Origin of the sequence: Paraburkholderia sp. GAS32 (genome assembly GCF_050434225.1) — a bacterium.
In the GTDB taxonomy this organism is placed as follows: Bacteria; Pseudomonadota; Gammaproteobacteria; order Burkholderiales; family Burkholderiaceae; genus Paraburkholderia; species Paraburkholderia madseniana.
This window is the reverse complement of sequence record NZ_JBNPVS010000035.1, coordinates 92,823-110,519: the sequence shown is the minus strand read 5'-3', so window position 1 is coordinate 110,519 and position 17,697 is coordinate 92,823. Positions and strand designations below refer to the sequence as shown.

Genomic DNA, 17,697 nt, shown 5'->3' with positions numbered 1-17,697 from the left:
AGGACCGCTCAAGGATGGCGGCTTGCTTGTCCAAGGCAGGGGGAATACCTGGGGTCAACTGATCTTCAAGGATCTCGTCAAGTTCAAATAGCGGCGCCTCACGACGAAGTCACAGCGGCCACGCACATCGCTAAACGCTTGCTGGTGATTTGACCGAGATTCCGTTGGCGCTTCTGAGCGAGTGCATGATGGCCGCTCGCGACCCGTCGGCCGCGAGCGCCCGTACTGCGGACGTGATGCGGACGGATGTCCGTTCGGAATTGGAAAGCGGCCGTTGCCAACACGGTGACCCGAATGACGGCTCGGGGTCGCGTGTTGTCGATCGAGACCGAGGGAGGTCGAGTCGCCGATGCGGTTTGCATGAGGCAGTGAGCGGCCACTATCCGACATTCGATACATCGAGGTAAATTGTCCCCAATCACGACGAAGGGAGCCGGGTGCATGGACAACAGGCTAATACCGCTTGAACCGCTGTCGCAGGTCGCATTCATTCACGACTATTTCCAGCTTGTTTTCCAAGAAGAGCGGTTCACGGTCTACAACCGGGCAGCGGTCGCGGATGGAGAGAATCTGATTTGGCAGGGAACAACAGGGTTTTGCGACAAGCTCGTCGAATTGATCGGTCAGTGCGTGGTCACTGTCACACGGACAGATGCTTACGTACTTTGCCTTTGTTTTTCAGGCGGCGCGGCGTTTCACATAGAGGCAGACCACGAGCCCTCGTGGCCAGACGCATTTGACTTTATTGGTCGAAATCACTATTGGCACCATGAGCTCAATGGCTGACTCGTCGTGTTGAACGTCCGCTCTGGGAAAATGGGAGGGCAGATTGTTTGGGGAAGTGGATTGAACGCGCCGAATTCAAGGATGTGGATGATGCATCCTAGGAACGAAAAAATAGACACCCAACGCGACAATGATCGCGAGCGCAAGAATCACGAGAAGTAAATTCCTCCATCCTTTGCGGGTTGTCGGAATATCGGTAGAACCGTCGACCGATCCGGTGGCCAGGCCGAGAATTGCCAGAATAACAAGAACCAACACGCCAATAACCATCGTCGCTTTCGCAACCAGAACAAAGAACAATTCGCCAGTCGGTAGGGCGACCCGGACCGGTGCGGCCCCACCGTCGGACGACGAAATTCTGGGTTCTTATTTGAAAACATGGCGACCTAGTGAGCAGACTGGATGAGTCTAGTTTGCAATGAAATTGAACGGTTGAGTGAGAACGATAGCTTAAAGGCGCAGGTCCGTGCGTCATTAAGCTGGTGACGCTTTCATTGCTTCATTTGCATGGCGGGCGGCAACGCACCCAACCGCAAACGCTCGACACCCTCCGCGAGCGCAAGCGTCGAATGCTGCCCGTCGCGCATACGAATACTGATCGTCCGATCGCGTTCATCGCGCGAACCGACTGCGACGAAAATCGGCACCTGCTTTTCCCTTGCGTCGACGATCTTCTTCTCCAATCGCTCCGGTCTGCCGTCGAGCAGTGCTCTTATGCCGGCGTCATCAAGCGCTTGCATCACTTCCTGCGCATAAGCCGCGTTCGCATCGCTGATCGTCGCGACCACGACCTGTTCCGGCGCAAGCCACACCGGCAACCACCCTTCGTGATGTTCGAGCAGCATCGCGATGAAACGCTCCATACTGCCAAGCACCGCATGATGAATCATCACCGGCCGCTCGCGTTCGTTGCGCTCGTTGACGAACTCCGCGTCAAGCCGATCGGGCAGCACGAAATCGAGCTGAATCGTGCCGCACTGCCAGCTACGTTCACGGCTGTCCCTCAAATGAAACTCCAGTTTCGGCCCATAAAAAGCGCCCTCTCCTTCGAGTAAGTCGAATTCAAGGCCCGCTGCACGCGCAGCATTGGCCAGCGCCTCTTCCGCCCGATCCCACGTTTGAACGTTGCCCGCGCGCATCGCAGGCCGCGTGGCGAGCGCCACTTTGAAGTCAGGGAAACCGAGGTCCGCATAGACAGCACGCAGCAGCGAACAGAAGCGGCCCACTTCCGCTTCGATATGCGCCTCCGTGCAGAACACATGCGCATCGTCCTGCACGAACGCACGCGTACGCTTCAGCCCTTCAAGCGATCCCGAAGGTTCGTCACGATGACACGCGCCGAACTCGCTATACCGAACCGGCAGCTCGCGATACGACCGCACACGCTGATTAAACACCTGCACGTGACACGGACAACTCATCGGCTTCAAACACAGCGCGCGCCCTTCTTCCGCGTCGGCCAACGAATACATCGCCGCGCCGAACTTCTCCCAGTGACCGCTCTTCTCCCACAACGAGCGCGCCAGCAGTTGCGGCGTACGGATCTCGCGAAAGCCCGCGCGCCGCATGCGGGCACGAATGTAGTCTTCCAGCACGCGGTACAACTCCCAGCCGCGTGGGTGCCAGAAAACCATGCCGGCGCCTTCCTCCTGCTGATGGAAGAGGTCGAGTTTGTTACCCAGTACACGATGGTCGATGTCGTTCACGATGACACTCCGTTTGATTTGATCTTGCAGATACTGAGGATCGATGCCGCAAACGGAGGTCCAGAAACGCCAAAGGCCCCGTCCGTTTCCGGCGGGGCCTTTGGTGGTCTGCCACAGCTTCTTGCTTCTAGCGCGCGCAACCTCCAGACGACCCGCCTGTGAAGGTGGTCGTCGTGGTGGTGACGGCAGCGAAGGGAATCGAGTGGAAGTCCATGGATCGACAGTAAACGATTTTGTGGCGACGCGTCAATCGCAATCTGGATAAGCGATACGATGGATGTTTGATCCGAAGCCGCCGCATCTTCGCTAAACTTCGACACACCACCCAATCGACCGAGCACCTCACCTTGACCATCCACATCCGCCCCGCCCACGCTGCCGACGCCGCCTTGATTCTCCGCTTCATCACCGAACTCGCGGTGTACGAAAAGGCGGAGCACGAAGTTGTCGCCACCGTTAAAGACATCGAAACGAGCCTGTTCTCTACCACGTCAACCGCGAAGGCTTTGATCTGCGAAATGAATGGCCAGCCGATCGGCTTTTGCGTTTACTTCTTCTCCTATTCGACGTGGCTCGGCAAACAGGGGCTTTATCTGGAAGACCTGTACATATCGCCGACATCGCGTGGCAGTGGCGCGGGCAAACAGATGCTTCGCCATCTCGCACAAATTGCGTGCGAAACGGGCTGTGGGCGCTTCGAATGGAGCGTGCTGGACTGGAACGAGCCTGCAATCGGCTTCTATGAATCGATCGGCGCGAGCGCGCAAAGCGAATGGGTTCGCTACCGGCTGGCGGGCGAGGCACTCACTGCGTTTGCCGACGGCAATACGTGAGACACGCTTGCCCCCGAACAGGAACGTAGCCGCTAACCGATTAATCCCCCGCGCCGCTCGCCACCGGCTCGACTTCAAACGCATCGCCTGTGGCGAAGAACGTCCCGCCCGCCACGTAATGGCACGTACGCAGATCCGGATCATCGCCAAAGTGCCAGCGGTTGTTCGAATACACGCGGCTGTCCGCATAGGCGGCGACCACTTCGCCAATGATCAGATCGTGCCGCTGGCTATCGTCCGGAATCACCTTGCATTCCATCCACGTGATGCAGCCCGCCAGCATCGGCACATCGATTTTTTGTGCGGGAAAAGTCTCGAGGTCGAAGGCGGAGAATTTGTCGAGTTCAGCGCCTGCGTTCGTTCCCACCGCCAGCGTCTGCGCAGCAAATCCACGGCTCGGCAGTTGCAGCCCGAACACGCCGCTCGCTTCAATCAGTTGCCGCGTGAGCGTGCGGCTGTCCACCACGACGACCACCTTTGGCGGCGTGAAATCGAGTGGCATCGCCCACGATGCGGCCATCACGTTCGAGCGGCCGCCGTGCGCGCTGGTAATGATCGTGACAGGGCCATGATTCAGCAGCTGCGTGGCCCGCGACAATGCGACGGGTTCCCGGGTGACTTTCATACGTGCTCTTCCGCGTCAAATGGATCTGGCAGATTGTAGCGGGGACACGCAGAACGGGTGCAACGTGTCGCATGGCGCTTGCCGAAGTCATCACTCCCCCAACCCGCGGTCGAGCGCCGCCGCAACGAACTGCACATTCGGTTCGACGATCAGGTCGGCATGGCCACCGGACACCTCCGCCACCACCAGCCCGGCTCGCGCGACACGCCGCCAAAGCAGCATCGGATCGCCATACGCACTCTGCGAGACTGCCGCACGCACATAGACAATCGGTCCCGCATCGTAAGGCTTAGGCCGATAGGTCGTCATCGCAACCCGCATCGTTTCGCGCATATGCTGCATCGCCGGTGGCAGCACTGCGGTGTAGCCCTCGGGCCGCAGCGCCATACGGCCAACACGCATCCGAATTTGATCCGCCACACCGGCGAACCTGTCCTTCACATAACCGGGAAGTCGCGCCGCAGGCAGCTCACGCACCGTTTGCCAATGTGCGCGGACAGAGCCGGCGCGGCGCCGCAACCGCGCCGTCCAGGGCCGGCAATGTTCGTCCACGTAGGTATCGAGCAGGAAGAGCAATTCGATCCGTTCGCCGGCACGGCGCAGTTGTTGCGCGATTTCAAACGCAACCAGACCGCCGAACGAATAGCCGGCTACCGCGTACGGCCCTTTCGGCTGGACGGTACGCATCTGCTCGATGTAGCTGGCCGCCATGTCTTCGACGCGCAACAGTGCCGGCTGCTCGCCGTCGAGACCTCGTGCCAGCAATCCGTAAACCGGGCGAGGACTCTTCAGCGAGCCAATCAACGCCAGGCATTCCATCACCGAGCCGCTTGCGCTATGGATGAGGAATAGCGGCATACCGGTCCCGGCGCGCACTCGCACGAGCGTAGGTGAAGACGGCGGCAGCGCGTCGTCGCAAATCAGCGCGGCGAGTCGCGTGATCGTCGGCGCGATCATCAGCATCGCGAGTGGAATCGTGCGTCCGGTCGACTGGCGTACGTCAGCGAGCAAGCGTGTCGCGAGTAGCGAATGGCCGCCGAGGTCGAAGAAGTTGTCGTCGCGACCGATCGGTGCGACGCCGAACAGCTTCTCCCAATACGCCTGCAAATACCGTTCGAGTTGTTCGCGGCTCTCGCCAACCGGCGGCAACTCGCGTGTAGCCAGATTCAGCGCTGGATGACGCCGGATTGCATCGAGGCACTCGGGATTGCGCAATGCCGCCGCGTTGCCGATCGGCAGTCCGTTGACCGCGCTGCGCGCCGCGGCTTCGGAAAGCTTGCCGTTATGCGTGACCGGCAAAGCATCGACCGCAATGATCCGGTCTGGCACATGCGCAGGCGACGCACGACGCGCGAGGTCACGACGTACCCGGGCAGCAAGTGCGCCGCTCAACGCCGCGCCATCATTCAGCACCAGCAGCAGCACGACACGCGACTCGACATTCTCCGGGTCCGCGTGGCCGGCGGACGCATCCCGCACCTTCTGCTCGGCGACCAACGCCTCGCGGATCTCGGGGATGTCGTTCAGCACGCGGTAAATTTCACCTGGACCGACATTGACGCCGCGCACGTTCAGCACGCCGTCGGAACGACCATGCATTCGTACGGCACCCTCCGGCGACAACGAAATGAGATCGCCATGCGTCCAGACACCTGGATTGCTGGCGAAATAGGCGGCATGAAAGGCATCGCCCTGCGCGTCGCCGAAGAAGCCGAGCGGACGCGAAGGAAACGGATTCACACAGACGAGTTGGCCAACGCCGCCGGTCCGCGATCCCTGGTCCCACGCCTCTACATCCAGCGCAAGGCTCCTGCACTGCGCTTCGCCCGCGTAGACCGGCAGGTTCGGATTGCCAAGCACAAAGCAGCCGATAATGTCGGTGCCGCCCGAGATCGATTGCAGCGGTAGCGGCTTCACGTGATCGCGCACCCACTCGAACTGCGCGTCGTACAGCACCGCACCGGTGGACAGTATCGCGCGCAGTGCACCGAGGTCGAACTGAGCCTTCGGTTCCACGCCTGCATCCTCGGACATCTTCAGATAAGCGGGACTCGTGCCGAACACGGTGACGCGCTCTTCGGCAATAAGACGCCATAGCGTATCGACCGTCGAGATCGGACCATCGTACGTCACGATCTCGACGCCGGAAGCAAGCGCCGACAACTGCCAGTTCCACATCATCCACGCACAACTGGTGTGGAAGTACATTCGATCGCCTGGTCGCAGGTCGCTGTGCAGCCGATGCTCCTTCAAATGCTCGATCAGAGTGCCGCCGGTGCCATGCACGATGCACTTCGGCTTGCCGGTGGTGCCCGACGAAAACATGATGAAAAGCGGATGGTTGAAAGCGAAGCGCCGCCACACAAAACGGTCCGCGTCGCCGGCATCGAGCAACTCGCCGAGCGAATAGATCGACTGCGTGACTGTGCTCGGCAAAGTCCCGTCGTCGAGACACACGACACCTTGCAGAGACGGTAACGCGGCAGCGAGATCGGCGACGTTGCTCGCCACCGACCTGCCGGTGTCGAATGTCCGCGCCGCCGTGTGCGCGAACAGCAGTCGCGGTGCGAGCGGTTCGAAGCGATCGCGGATCGAATCGACGCCCATCTCGGGCGCAGCGGTCGACATCGTTGCACCGAGGGCGGTAACGGCCAATGCAGTCACGACCGCATCCGCGTCGTTGCGCATCACGCCCACCACGCGGTCCCCTTCGCCCAGTCCCAACTCAGACAGCGCGTGTGCGAGACGCGCCACCCGCTCACGCAGTTCGGCGCGGGTCAGACGCACGCGACGCCCGTCGGCATGGCAGGCAGTCAGCGCGGGCGCGTCGGGAGATGCCACCGACAGCCCAAGCAGATTGTCCGCATAGTTCAGTTGCATCTGCGGGAAGAAATTCGCGTGTTCGCAATCGTCGCCGATACAGACTGGCTCAGCGTTGCCTGACCAGTTGAGTCCCAATGACCATTGCACGAAGCATTGCCAGAATGTTCGAAACTCTCGCACGGAAAAATCGTGCAGCGCTTCGTAGTCAGGCAGGGGCTGGCCGGTACAGATCCGCAGGAAGGCGGTGAACGCGGTCAACTGCGACGCGCCGATCCGTTCGGGCGTGCTTGTGTAAACGGGTGTGCGTCCCGTGAGGTCGCTGTGTGCACGCGACACCACTGAGGGGGCGAAGCGATCCATCGAAACTCCACGTATCGCATACGACATGATTCAGGGGCGGCAGCACCTCGATGGCGATACTTTTGCCGACCGCCAGGAGGCAACCGTGGCTCTTACGTCCGGGCGTTGAAATGTCTGCGGCAGGCGACCGTACCAACGTAGCCTAGCTGGTGGGTTTAACACTCTCCGTACGGCATCGAACATTCTTTTGACAGACCGGTAAACTCCGTCGCGCTCTTTCGCGCCGTTCAGTCGGCCCTCACGGCACCACCAAGTCTCGCAATCGGGCCTCGTTGAAGCAGAAGCGACACACATCGACGTGACCAGCGCCACAACAGGCTCACGCTCACGACCTGACATGAAAGTCTGCAATACACGGGCAGATTCCTGAAAGCAAAACGCGCAGATCTATCTGCGCGTTTCAACGTCATTCCCTCAACAGACCAAGGACGTCTAGGCACCACTCAATCAACGACACAAGGCTGCAATCAATCCAGTCAATTTACGCGCCGCCGAAGAACACGGGCTTCATTCCATCATTCGGGTCCGGGCGAACAGAGCCTTGAATTTTATGTCCCAAGTGGGAGACGGCGGTGCCGAACGAACGCAGTTCATGATGGCCCCCCGACGCTGAAGTACCGTCAGCAACACCGCCAAAATCGGTCGCAGCGCCACTTCCTTGATTCACGCTAGTTTGTGCGGCCTGAACATTGGTCGGAGCGACCGCTTCGTTGGATTGAGCAAAAGATGAGGCAGCCGGAATTGCAAGAGCAGCTGCGACGATGAGCGATTGAACGAGTTTCATGATGCTTACCTCTCGACTTCGTTTGTCCGCAAACGCCCGTTTGCGTTTCAGTGCTTGCAGTCTAGGCTGGGGCGTGCTCGCAATTAAGTACTTGCCGAACAAAACAATGTTGTAAAAGTAAGTACAAACCCTTATAACCAAACGTCACGCACGCAGCAGCTTGCGTTCGCCCCGCCATCTACACCACGATGACCCCAGCTCGCGTCCCAATCGAACATGCGCTGATTGAAAATCATCTAGCGGGCCAGGTCGAGCGTTACGAACGGTGGTGAAACCTGCTACGGCAATGGCACGCTGGGGCGAGTAGTAGACAACCGTTCCCCAAAAGCCGGCGTGTGAATAACATACGGAGCCGCCGACTTTGCCGACGGAAACCCCGAACCTGTATGCATCAGCGCCCTCATGCGGCCCCTCCAGAAGCATCTCGGGCGTCTACGGACTATCGTCTAGCGGGTGTCCTCGTATGCGTCAAATCGTTCTGCATCAACTCAATTACGCGGCTCCTGGCACAAGCTTGCGACACGCCCTTGCAGTTGGAAACCCATTGCCTCGTATAGCGCCCCGGCATGGTAACTTTCATCTGCAACCATGACGAGCCGGTCCGATTGTCCGGCCGTCAGTTTGATAACCTCGCTCACCAAGGTCTTACAAATATTTCGGTTTCGATGCTGTTCCGCGGTAAGAACCGATTGGAAACGCCCAATGCCGCCGAAGAAGAATAAGCCCAGACTTCCCACCTGTTCATCATTGATAAACGCTCCCCACCAGTTTCCAAGACCGCGGGCAATTAGGGTCCTGTAGGCGGTCTGTAGATGTGCCAAGTATCGCTGTGAGGTAATGTTCGACGGATTTGGCATGTCGGCGAACTGCATTCGAGACCAATCGTCCCAATCCCTCTGCGTGCCAAACTTGCGGACTTCGACCAATGAGTTTGTCGCAACTGGTCGTATGTCATTTGGATGCGCAGCCAGCACACGACAAACCGTTGCGTCGTAACCTTGCTCAACGAATGCGTCGAGGTTCACAACACTGTCCGCTCTTTCCGGCCAGGCAAACGTGCGGTGTGCGATCAGCGGTGGGATCCCGACAAATTCGGCAAAGTCAGACTCCAGCCGTTTTAGATCGATTTCTGAAGGTCGTTGCTCCAGGACGAGCATATTGCCAAAAAAATATTCTGGTGCGTCCGGTGTCCGGACGACGACGTAGTCATCCTGCGACTCGACCATACCGGTTTCTGCGTGCAGCAATAGGTCAGTGGCTAGACCCAGGTTATCGGAAAAATTGAGCATTTCAGTATCGTTATCTACAAGGTGCAACGGTTTGAGCCTGCAGGGACGATTGTCAATGGTCCAGACGCCGATCGAATGCCGGCATCCGGCACGACAGGCAGCCATTTCCAGGCGAGAATGCAAAACCACCGCAACCCGTTGGAGAGACCGTGCGCATCGTCTGCTTGCACACCGCTGACAGCAACATCGCCTTGTTCGATGCAGCCACCCGCGCCGCCGGATTCGAGGCACTCGAGTTGACGCACGTGGTCCGCGCCGACTTGCTCGCAGCCGCTGAGCAAGCCGGTGGCTTGACCGACGCAATCGCGTCGCAAACCCGAGAGGTGCTCCTTACGCTGAAGGACAACGCCGACGCCGTTTTGCTCAACTGCTCGACGCTCGGCCCATCAGTGAATGAAGCCCTAGCCGCGCAAGCCGCACCGGTACCCATTTTACGGGCCGATGCCGCGTTGGCTCAACGCGCGGTGGAAGATGGCGGCAAGGTTGTCGTGCTATGCACCGTATCCACCACACTCGACCCGACCACCCGCGTGTTCGCTCAAGCCGCCACGCATACCGGCGCGGATGTCGATGTCCAGTTGGTAAGTGGCGCATGGGACCATTTCAGAGCAGACGACACGGCAGGCTACCTGTCCATGATCGCCATCGCTGCCGATGCGGCCTACGAAAACGGCGCGGACGTCGTGGCATTTGCGCAAACATCGATGGCTGGCGCGGCCTTGTTGGTCACAGGTGGGGCGAAACCTCTAACCACACCGGCCATCGCCCTCGCCGCCGCAGTCCACGCCGCCACACTCGCAGCCTGAAGCGCGATGTTCGCCGAGTACCTCGTCAAATGGGACTTGCTACCGGACGGCGAGCCGATTCGCACGCATAGCAGCCGTCTGCTGCCGGTGCGCCAGCATGGCGTCGCCGCGATGCTGAAGGTTGCTCAGGAACCCGAAGAGAAATTCGGCGTGCAACTGATGGTGTGGTGGGACGGCGACGGCGCGGCCCGCGTGCTCGCGCATGATGCCGACGCCCTGCTGTTGGAGCGCGCCCAAAGCAATCACACGCTAGCGGACCAGGCCCGCACGGGCGACGATGAAGCAGACGACCACGCCATCGACATCCTCTGCGCCGCCGCGGCACGACTCCACGCACCGCGAAACAAACCGTTGCCCGAACTGATCGGCTTGCCACGCTGGTTCCAGAGTCTCTGGCCCGCCGCGCAGCAATATGGCGGCTGGCTCTCCGACAGCGCCGCGACAGCACAAGCCCTACTCGCCGCGCCGCAAGACCCGGTCGTGCTGCACGGCGATATTCATCACGGCAACGTCCTCGATTTCGGCGCGCGTGGCTGGCTGGCGATCGACCCGAAAGGTCTCTACGGCGAACGCGGCTTTGACTACGCGAACATCTTCTGCAATCCGGACGAGGCGTCCGCGCTGGCACCCGGACGGTTCGAGCGACGCGTCGAGCGCGTGGCGCACGTCGCCGGGCTCGACCGACACCGTCTGCTGCAATGGATCCTCGCGTGGTCGGGTTTGTCCGCGGCGTGGATTCTCGAAACGGGAGAGACGCCGGACATCGATATAGACATCGGCAGAATGGCGGCCGAAGCGCTGAAGCGGAAGTGACGGCAGGGAAATGACTGCCGGGAAGTGGCTACTGGGAGCTGCAGAGGAGACGATCGTAGCCGGACGCAACCGCTAAACCGCAGTTGAATACAGCCGCCTTGCATGCGCGTCTCGATCCCTATCCCTGTCGGCGAATGCACAGGCCATCAGGCGGCAGCGGGTGAGCCGCCGCCCAGGCAATCCGTCAGTCAATGGGGAGCTTTGCCGTTGGGCAGGGCGTCCAGCGGTTTGTGCTGTTCTTCGCCGAGTCCCGGGAAGAACGCGTTCCATGCGGCGCGCACGCCCTGAGCCGCGGTGGCCTCCGCGCCAATCGATTCTGCCTCGCCGTCCGCAGCTTTCGACGGGTCGGCGGAAAGGCCGCGCCAGTGCGTGAACACCAGCAGCGGTTTCTCGGTCCATACGCCGTCGCCATATTTCGCAAATGCCGTGTCGCCGCTCGTCAACTGCACCTCGTACCAGCCTTCATGGACAGGCGTATGGGCAGCAAGCTCAAACCAAGCGGTCGGTTCGATTTCCTTCATGTCGTCTCCGGTCGGATAAATCGTCAAAGATAACCACAAGCAAGGCATTCTTCATGCCCGAGCCCGGTAGCGGCCCGGCAGGCGCGCGCCGCATGTCACGCGATGCTGCAGGGCGGTGTGCTGGGCATGACCTGCGGGCGATTCGTCGACGTCGCGCACTTCGAATTCGCCGCGCATAAACGACACGATAGCGCGACATGGGCCGCGCGGACAAACGTAAAAAGTTACACGGCGCGTCGGGTTGCATAACCGCTCGCCGGCACGCTTGTCGAACCGCTTGCTGCCCCGTTTTCCGACTCGCCACTCGACTCGCCCGTCATCTTCCGCACCAACTCGGCCAATACGCGGACAGCGGGCGCCAGTTGTTCGGCTGACGTGCTGCCGTAGCCGATCACCAGCCCGTTCGTCTCCTCGCGCTGCTGCAATGCAAAACCCGACAACGCACGCGGATTGAGCCGCCTGACAAGCGCGCGTTCGGCGAGGGTCCGATCGGAAATATGCGGCGGCAAGCGAAGCGTCAGATGCATGCCGCAATTGCCGCCCAGAATCTGCGACGGCGCGAAATGCGCGGTGAGCGCATCGCGTAGCGCCTGCTGGCGCTCCCGATACAACCGCCGCATGCGGCCCAGATGCCGCCCGAATTCGCCGCTATCGATGAAATGCGCCAGCGCCAGTTGCTCCAGACGGTGCCCGCCGCGCAGCATCTCCTGCAACGCGACGGCCGTGTGCGCGGCGATCACGCGCGGCAACACCACGAAGCCGATGCGTAGCGCCGGAAACATCGTTTTGCTGAATGAGCCGACGTACAGAACCGGCGCGTCCTCGACCAGCCCTTGCATGCTGGCAATCGGCTCGCCGGTATGGCGGAATTCGCCGTCGTAGTCGTCTTCGATCAGCCACGCGCCACAGCGGCGCGCATGCGCGATCAGTTCCAGCCGGCGCGCCACGGACAACACCGCACCAGTCGGATACTGATGCGCGGGCGATGTGTAGATCAGCTTGGGAGGATGCGCGCGCCACGCGTCGGGCGGCACTGCGATGCCTTCGGGATCGACCGGCATCGGCAGCATGCTCAGATCGCCGAGGTTGAAAGCGGCTTTGGCACCGCGATAGCCCGGATCTTCCACCCACGCGATGTCGCCCGGATTGGTGAACAGCCGCACGCACAGGTTCAGCGCTTCCTGCGCGCCTTCAGTGATGACCACCTGCGAACCCTCGCAGCGCACAGCGCGCGCCATCCGCAAATGCGCGGCAATCGCGTCGCGCAGCGCCGGCTCGCCAGCCGGGTCGCCGTAGCCGAGCGCGAGCGGCAACGCGCGCTCCATCGAACGTTCGAGCGCGCGCCGCCAGGCGGCCAGGGGAAAACGGTCCAGCGCGGGCGTGCCCGGTGTCAGCGGCAAGGTGTTGTCGGCATGGGTGCGGGTCGCCGCGAATTGCTCGACCCGCGCCGCGTAGGCGACTTCCGGAGCGGCCGGCGGCGTCCGCGTTTCACCGCGTGCCGAAGGGCTGGAGAGCGGACTCACGCGCGTGCCCTTTTTATCGGCCACCACATAGCCGACCGCGGCCAGATGCTCGTACGCGATCACCACCGTGTTGCGCGACACGCCCATCTCCGCCGCCAGCAAGCGCGACGACGGCAGCAGCGACCCAGCCGGCAAACGCCCCGTGAGGATCGCCTGTTGCAAGCGTTCGATCAGTTGCTTTTGCAGCGGCACGGACTTTTCGCCGTTGCCGGCGGTGCTCGCGGCGGCCGGGTTGGCGAGCGGGCCAATGATTTCGATCATCCTGGCTGGACCTATCAAATGCTGTTCTGCTGGATCTTTTTAACATACCACGTTTGCCGTATCGTTCTCCATAAGCAACGATCATCCAACTATCGACAGGAGAGCAGACATGGAACCCAGACGTAACGCGTTCGAGCAACCGATTGGCGTCCCCGTGCCGGATTGGAAAGGCGCCCAGGCGCCCGGCCGCGAGCCGCTTGTGGGCCAATATTGCCGGATTGAACCGGTGGACGTCGAGCGCCATGCGGCAGACCTGTACGAGGCCTACAGTTCGGCGCCCGACGGCCGCGACTGGACCTATCTGGCGGTTGGACCATTCGAAAGCCTTGCCGCGTATCGCGAGCATCTGACGCGCATGGCGGCATCGCCTGATCCGCTGCACTACGCGGTGATCGATCTGGCTACAGGCAAGGCGGTCGGCACGCTCGCGCTGATGCGCATCGACCGCGCGAACGGCGTGATCGAAGTTGGGCACGTCACCTATTCGCCGCGCCTGAAACGCACACGCATCGCCACCGAAGCGATGTTCCTGCTGATGAACCATGTGTTCGACGACCTTGGCTATCGCCGCTTCGAATGGAAGTGCGATTCGCTCAATGAACCGTCGCGCACAGCGGCGTTGCGCTATGGCTTTACGTTCGAAGGGATCTTCCGGCAGGCAATCGTGTATCGCGAACGCAATCGCGATACCGCGTGGTTCTCGATCATCGACAGCGAATGGCCTGCGCTGCGTCCGAGCTATGCACGCTGGCTCGACGCCGGCAATTTCGATGCGCAGGGTAAGCAGGTTGAACGGCTGGTGGACCTGATCGCGCGGCAGCGGGCAGCGGCGGGCGAAAGCGGTGAATGAGGCAGCCCGTTGCGGGCTGGTTGCGAGCCGGCCAGAAGGCCGGCTCGTCGATCCCGAGACTTCAGAGATTCAATAGACTTCAGGCGAGTGCCGCGCGACGGCTCAGGCAACGCCTGCCGTTCGCCGCAGCACGATGGTCGGGTTGCCTTTGTACGTCGTGCGAAGCTGCTCACGGTAACCGCACTTGCGCGCGACGTTCAGCGAAGGCTGGTTTTCCGGCGCGATGATGCAGGCCGTCTCGCCGCCAGGCCAATTTGCATCGGCCCAACCGAGCGCAGCGCGCACGGCTTCGGTCGCGTAGCCGCGGTTGTGGACGGCGGGGTCCAGCGCCCAACCGATTTCCGGTGTGTCCAGCAAGGAAGGCTCGATCTCACGGTGGTAGTCGGCAAAACCGACTTCGCCCAGGAACCGGCCGCTGTTCTTTTCCCGCACCACCCAATAGCCGTATCCCAGCATCGCCCAATGCCCGGCGTAGCGCAGCAGGCGCGCCCAGACTTCTTCGCGCGTAAACGGCTTGCCGCCAATGTAGCGGATCACTTCGGGATCAGACCACATCGCATAGCTCTCGAGGAAATCGTCGCGCGCGTGCGGACGCATGATCAGGCGGTCGGTGGTGAGAAGCGTGGGGCGGTTGGACATAGGCGGGCGGGTGGTTGGCGTAGATGCTATGAGGTTGAGAAGCGTTGAAGAGTGCCTGGGATGATCGCAGATTTTTTGCGCGCCAGGTTCGCCGCCAAAAAGCAGGACGCCATGCGCTATCCAGCCGATCCGGCCGACCCTGCAACCGCCACGGACCGTCTGGCGAATTCATGAAACCGCCCCTCACGCCATCTCGAGAAACCGCGCCAGACACGGATTGCGATTGGCCGGCGACCACGCCAGCACCTGCTCGATCAGCGGCGCATCCACCAGCGGCCGGAACACCACGCCCGCGAGTTGCGCTTTGCGCATCGAGGCCGGCACCAGCGCCACCCCTACACCTTCATCGACGAGACTGAGCACGGTCTGCTGCAACTGCACTTCGAAGCGGATATCCGGCTCGAAGCCGCCTGAGCGGCAATGCTCGAGAATGGTCGTGCGCAAGCTCGGCGCGACTTCCTCGGACGCCAGCACGAATGGCTCGCCCGCCAGTTGCGCGATCTTCAGACGCCGCGCTCGCGCTCGCGGATGGCTGCGCGACAAGGCCACACACAAAGGCTCGCGGAGGATCGTCCGGGTCACGATGCCCTTGTCGGGCACGTTTGGAAACATGATCGCGGCGTCGATCTGGCCGGTCAGCACCTGCGCGGCCAGATCGTTCGATACGACCTCGCGCAGGTTCAATGCGACCTCGGGAAACGCGGCGCCGAACGCGCGCGCATAGCCGGGTACGACGTTGTACGCGGCGCACATCGTGAAGCCGATGGCGAGCTTGCCAGCGTCGCCATGCGCCGCCGCCTGGGCATTGCTAACGGCTTGTTCCACGGACGCCAGAATCGCCTTCGCATCGGCGTAAAAGCGCTCGCCCGCCGCGGTCAGCGTGACACTGCGCGGACTGCGTTCGAGCAGCGTCACACCCAGGTTCGCCTCCAGTGCCGCCAATTGCCGGCTTAACGGCGGCTGCGACAGATTCAGGCGCGCCGCCGCGCGGCCGAAATGGCGCGTCTCGGCGAGTGTCACGAAGTAGCGTAGCGGCTTGATATCGATCACAACGTCCTCACGCTGAATGACGATGCAGAAAAGGTATTGTTGATGGCAGAAAACAGTATTGGATTGTATCAACGCAAGCCACTACGCTGGCGCATCGCTCCCTGCACCCACGCTTTCTTTCTAATCGATGTTAGCTACTCTCGAGATTCTGCTTCCCGTGTTCGGCCTGATTTTCGCGGGCTTTGCATGCCGCCGACGCGGCGTGCTCGGACCGAGCAGCGCGTCCGAACTGAACCGCTTCGTCGTCTGGCTGGCGCTGCCGGCGCTGCTGTTCGACACGATGGCGCATGCCACATGGCAACAGCTTTATCAGCCGGCCTTCGTCGCAGCGTTTTCGATCGGATGCCTCGGCGCGTTTCTGCCGATTCTCGCCATGCGTATGATCGGCGGCCGGCATCTGGCCGACGCAAGCGTCGATGCGATTGCAGCGTCGTATCCGAACACCGGCTACATCGGCTTCCCACTCGGCATGATCGCGTTCGGCTCAGCCAGCCTGACACCGACCACGATCGCCACGATCCTCGTCGCGTGCGTGCTTTTTGCGCTTGCCATCGTGCTGATCGAAGTCGGCCTGCAGACCGAACGCACGCCGCACAAGCTAGGGTTGAAGGTGTTGGGATCGCTGGCGCGTAATCCGTTGATCGTGTCGCCGATTGCGGGTGTGCTGTTGGCGAGCACCCACGTCGCCTTGTCGCAAAGCGCGGAGACGTTTCTGAAGCTGCTGAGCGGCGCCGCCAGTCCTTGTGCGTTGGTCAGCCTTGGCCTGTTCCTCGCGGAAAAGCGCCCGTCAGAGGCGGGTGCGGGCGGCATCTCGCTGCTGCTGACCGGTGTCAAGCTGCTGGGGCAGCCGGCGCTGACCTGGTGGCTCGCGGCGCGCGTGTTCGGGCTCTCAGCCACACTGGTCGAGATGGCCGTCGTGCTGGCCGCGCTGCCCACCGGCACCGGCCCATTCATGCTGGCCGAGTTCTATCGACGCGAAGCGCACATCACGTCGCGCACGATTTTGCTGTCGACGGTGGGGTCGGTGGTGACCTTGTCGTTGCTGCTGCTGGTGATGGGGCATCGCACGTAAGCGGAACCAGAGAATATCCGCCGCTCCACGCCTCGCGCTATGCTTCACACACGGACCACCAAGGTCCGCGCCCCCCATCCGCAAAGAGCAAACAGCGAACCGAACCGCCGTGCCCAAAGCCCGCCCACCTGAACTTCACGACGACGCCGACGCCCGCTCCCTCGCGCGGTGCTATCCGCGTGGGCTGCGCATCGACCCGCATTCGCACACGTGGGCACAGGTGCTCTATGCGGTGTCGGGCGTGATGTGGGTGGAAGTCGGCCGCGAAGCGCTGGTAGTGCCGCCGCAGCGCGCGGTCTGGTTGCCGGCCGGCACGGTGCACTCCATCCACATGATGAGCGAGGTGGAGATGCGCAATCTCTACCTCCACGAGCGCAACGTCGGCCATCTGAGCCGGCGCAGCGACGTGTTCGAGATCAACGGCCTGCTGCGCGAACTCATCACGTCGATTGCGGAGCACGAGAGTTCGCTCGCGCGCGACGAAACCTATCTTGAAGCGGCGTACCGTCTCGCAATGCTGGAGCTGGGGCACGCGCCGCGCTCGTCACTGCGCATCGCGCTGCCCGATGCTTCCGACCGGCGGCTCGACGCGTTGTGCCGCGCGGTGATCGACAACCCTTCGATCGCGATCAGCTTCGAACAGCATGCGGCCTCGGTCGGCGCCAGCGTGCGCACGCTGGCGCGTCTCTTCACGCGTGAGTTGGGAGTGGGGTTTGCCGAATGGCGGCGTCAGGTGCAGTTGGCAGTGGCCGTGTCAGGTCTCGCCGAAGGACGCCCGGTCAGCAGCATTGCGCGCTCGCTGGGCTTCCAGCCGAGCAGCTTCAGCGACATGTTCCGCCGCGAGTTAGGCGCGCCGCCAACTGGCTTCGATCCGAGCGGTACGCTCAGCGAGGCGGCTTCTGAAGCTTCGCCGGAGCAGGCGCGAGACAAACTGTCCACTGACGGGTAAGTTATAC

At 61.7% G+C, this 17,697-nt stretch carries 17 protein-coding genes and 1 pseudogene; 8 read left to right on the top strand and 10 right to left on the bottom strand.

Annotated elements, in window-relative coordinates; all coding sequences use genetic code 11:
* Nucleotides 1-91: pseudogene (locus P3T25_RS33375) on the top strand (NADP oxidoreductase coenzyme); the annotation flags it as partial.
* 350 nt (nucleotides 92-441) lie between these two features.
* Entirely contained in the window at nucleotides 442-786 is a 345-nt protein-coding gene (locus P3T25_RS33370) for a hypothetical protein (RefSeq protein WP_429361267.1), read from the top strand.
* Nucleotides 787-861: 75 nt separating this feature from the next.
* On the opposite strand, the gene P3T25_RS33365 is transcribed toward P3T25_RS33370, so the two are convergent.
* Both P3T25_RS33365 and thrS read right to left on the bottom strand, forming a co-directional pair.
* Nucleotides 862-1,086: a hypothetical protein gene (locus P3T25_RS33365; RefSeq protein WP_429361265.1), complete on the bottom strand. Its 225-nt coding sequence runs from the start codon at nucleotides 1,084-1,086 to the stop codon at nucleotides 862-864.
* 191 nt (nucleotides 1,087-1,277) lie between these two features.
* Nucleotides 1,278-2,492, bottom strand: a complete 1,215-nt coding sequence (gene thrS / locus P3T25_RS33360) for a threonine--tRNA ligase (RefSeq protein WP_429361263.1) — start codon at nucleotides 2,490-2,492, stop codon at nucleotides 1,278-1,280.
* A 347-nt stretch (nucleotides 2,493-2,839) separates the two neighbouring features.
* Between thrS and P3T25_RS33355 the strand changes: the two genes are divergently transcribed.
* Nucleotides 2,840-3,325, top strand: a complete 486-nt coding sequence (locus P3T25_RS33355) for an N-acetyltransferase family protein (protein WP_429361261.1) — start codon at nucleotides 2,840-2,842, stop codon at nucleotides 3,323-3,325.
* Between the two features lie 40 nt (nucleotides 3,326-3,365).
* On the opposite strand, the gene P3T25_RS33350 is transcribed toward P3T25_RS33355, so the two are convergent.
* The 4 genes from P3T25_RS33350 to P3T25_RS33335 all read right to left on the bottom strand — a co-directional run bounded on the left by P3T25_RS33350 (nucleotide 3,366) and on the right by P3T25_RS33335 (nucleotide 9,206).
* Entirely contained in the window at nucleotides 3,366-3,950 is a 585-nt protein-coding gene (locus P3T25_RS33350; RefSeq protein ID WP_266240365.1) for a flavin reductase family protein, read from the bottom strand.
* A gap of 90 nt (nucleotides 3,951-4,040) precedes the next feature.
* Nucleotides 4,041-7,133, bottom strand: a complete 3,093-nt coding sequence (locus tag P3T25_RS33345) for an acetoacetate--CoA ligase (RefSeq protein ID WP_429361259.1) — start codon at nucleotides 7,131-7,133, stop codon at nucleotides 4,041-4,043.
* 481 nt (nucleotides 7,134-7,614) lie between these two features.
* The gene (locus P3T25_RS33340; protein ID WP_266240366.1) at nucleotides 7,615-7,917 is read right to left on the bottom strand and encodes a hypothetical protein; all 303 of its coding nucleotides are present in this window, start codon (nucleotides 7,915-7,917) and stop codon (nucleotides 7,615-7,617) included.
* A 488-nt stretch (nucleotides 7,918-8,405) separates the two neighbouring features.
* On the bottom strand, nucleotides 8,406-9,206 hold the full coding sequence (locus P3T25_RS33335; protein WP_154565177.1) for a GNAT family N-acetyltransferase: 801 nt from the start codon (nucleotides 9,204-9,206) through the stop codon (nucleotides 8,406-8,408).
* Between the two features lie 149 nt (nucleotides 9,207-9,355).
* Between P3T25_RS33335 and P3T25_RS33330 the strand changes: the two genes are divergently transcribed.
* Entirely contained in the window at nucleotides 9,356-10,012 is a 657-nt protein-coding gene (locus P3T25_RS33330) for an aspartate/glutamate racemase family protein (RefSeq protein ID WP_429361257.1), read from the top strand.
* Between the two features lie 6 nt (nucleotides 10,013-10,018).
* Nucleotides 10,019-10,825, top strand: a complete 807-nt coding sequence (locus P3T25_RS33325) for an aminoglycoside phosphotransferase family protein (protein WP_171928961.1) — start codon at nucleotides 10,019-10,021, stop codon at nucleotides 10,823-10,825.
* A 188-nt stretch (nucleotides 10,826-11,013) separates the two neighbouring features.
* Here P3T25_RS33325 and P3T25_RS33320 read toward each other — a convergent pair whose 3' ends face one another.
* Together P3T25_RS33320 and P3T25_RS33315 are read right to left on the bottom strand one after the other, a co-directional pair.
* Nucleotides 11,014-11,346 carry a hypothetical protein gene (locus P3T25_RS33320; RefSeq protein ID WP_154565181.1) on the bottom strand — a complete coding sequence of 111 codons (333 nt, stop codon included), beginning with the start codon at nucleotides 11,344-11,346 and terminating at the stop codon, nucleotides 11,014-11,016.
* A gap of 224 nt (nucleotides 11,347-11,570) precedes the next feature.
* The gene (locus P3T25_RS33315; protein ID WP_429361254.1) at nucleotides 11,571-13,130 is read right to left on the bottom strand and encodes a PLP-dependent aminotransferase family protein; all 1,560 of its coding nucleotides are present in this window, start codon (nucleotides 13,128-13,130) and stop codon (nucleotides 11,571-11,573) included.
* A gap of 109 nt (nucleotides 13,131-13,239) precedes the next feature.
* Between P3T25_RS33315 and P3T25_RS33310 the strand changes: the two genes are divergently transcribed.
* Entirely contained in the window at nucleotides 13,240-13,980 is a 741-nt protein-coding gene (locus P3T25_RS33310) for a GNAT family N-acetyltransferase (protein ID WP_429361252.1), read from the top strand.
* Nucleotides 13,981-14,082: 102 nt separating this feature from the next.
* Here the strand turns inward: P3T25_RS33310 and P3T25_RS33305 are convergent, their stop codons facing one another.
* Both P3T25_RS33305 and P3T25_RS33300 read right to left on the bottom strand, forming a co-directional pair.
* Nucleotides 14,083-14,619, bottom strand: coding sequence for a GNAT family N-acetyltransferase (locus P3T25_RS33305; protein ID WP_154565187.1), 537 nt, complete (start codon nucleotides 14,617-14,619; stop codon nucleotides 14,083-14,085).
* Nucleotides 14,620-14,802: 183 nt separating this feature from the next.
* Nucleotides 14,803-15,669, bottom strand: a complete 867-nt coding sequence (locus tag P3T25_RS33300; RefSeq protein WP_168435893.1) for a LysR family transcriptional regulator — start codon at nucleotides 15,667-15,669, stop codon at nucleotides 14,803-14,805.
* A gap of 127 nt (nucleotides 15,670-15,796) precedes the next feature.
* On the opposite strand from P3T25_RS33300, the gene P3T25_RS33295 reads away from it, so the two are divergent.
* The gene (locus tag P3T25_RS33295; RefSeq protein ID WP_429361249.1) at nucleotides 15,797-16,741 is read left to right on the top strand and encodes an AEC family transporter; all 945 of its coding nucleotides are present in this window, start codon (nucleotides 15,797-15,799) and stop codon (nucleotides 16,739-16,741) included.
* Between the two features lie 109 nt (nucleotides 16,742-16,850).
* Entirely contained in the window at nucleotides 16,851-17,690 is an 840-nt protein-coding gene (locus P3T25_RS33290) for an AraC family transcriptional regulator (protein WP_429361246.1), read from the top strand.
* Nucleotides 17,691-17,697: the final 7 nt, after the last annotated feature.